1 protein-coding gene is annotated in these 956 nt (G+C 72.7%); it reads right to left on the bottom strand.

Annotation, left to right across the window (positions count from 1 at the left end):
• Positions 1 to 136: 136 nt before the first annotated feature.
• Positions 137 to 956 (bottom strand): efflux RND transporter permease subunit (locus tag F3J15_RS37410; protein ID WP_166897838.1); only part of this gene is annotated, 820 nt, incomplete at its 5' end.

The following is a 956-nucleotide window of genomic DNA, read 5'->3' as shown; positions in this document are numbered from 1 at the left end:
GTGGTCCGGCCGCGCTTTCGACCGCGCTTCCGGCAGGGTGGGCCGCGTCGGCGGCCGGCGGGGCGAGGGGTTCGATCGAGTCGTTCATGATGGGGGTTCGAGGTTGGACGAATCGGATGAAAGGGCGGCGGCGCGATCAGCCCAGCGCCGGCGTATCGGAGGTGTGCTGCGCGCGCCGTGCGGCCGCGGCCTCGCGACGCCGGTCGAGCCACGCGTGGACGAAGCCGAACACGACGGGCACGAACAGCAGCGTCGACACCGTGCCGAACGCGAGCCCGCCGATCACCGCGCGGCCGAGCGGCGCGTTCTGCTCGCCGCCGTCGCCGAGGCCGAGCGCCATCGGGAGCATCCCGATCAGCATCGCGAGCGCGGTCATCAGCACTGGGCGGAAGCGGCTGAACCCGGCGTCCAGCGCGGCCTGCCACGGCGGCGCGCCGCCGGCGAGCAGTTCGCGCGCCGTGTTCACGACGAGGATGCTGTTCGCGGTCGCGATGCCGATGCACAGGATCGTGCCCGTCAGCGCGGGCACGGACAGCGTCGTGCGCGTGACGAACAGCATCCACGCGATGCCGGCGAGCGACGCGGGCAGGCCGCCGACGATCACGAGCGGGTCGAGCCACGACTGGAAATTGACGACCATCAGCAGGTAGACGAGCGCGATCGCGAGCACGAGGCCGCCGAGCAGTCCAGTGAACGATTCGTGCATCGCCTGCACCTGGCCGCGCAGCACGATCGACGAGCCCGGCGGCAGTTGCGCGCGGGCCGCGTCGACGAGCTTCGTCACGTCGGCGGTGACGCCGCCGAGGTCGCGCCCCTGCACCGACGCGAAGAGGTCGAGCACCGGCTGCACGTTGTAGTGCGACACGACCGCCTGCTGCGTCGTGCGCGAGAAGCTGCCGAGCGTGCCGAGCAGGTTCTGCGCGGGTGCGCCGGCCGCCGGGCCGTCGGCCGGCGTC

Origin of the sequence: Burkholderia sp. Ap-955 (assembly GCF_011753045.1) — a bacterium.
Classification (GTDB): domain Bacteria; phylum Pseudomonadota; class Gammaproteobacteria; order Burkholderiales; family Burkholderiaceae; genus Burkholderia; species Burkholderia lata_D.
The sequence above is the reverse complement of the archived record's forward strand: the minus strand, read 5'-3'. Positions and strand labels throughout refer to the sequence as shown.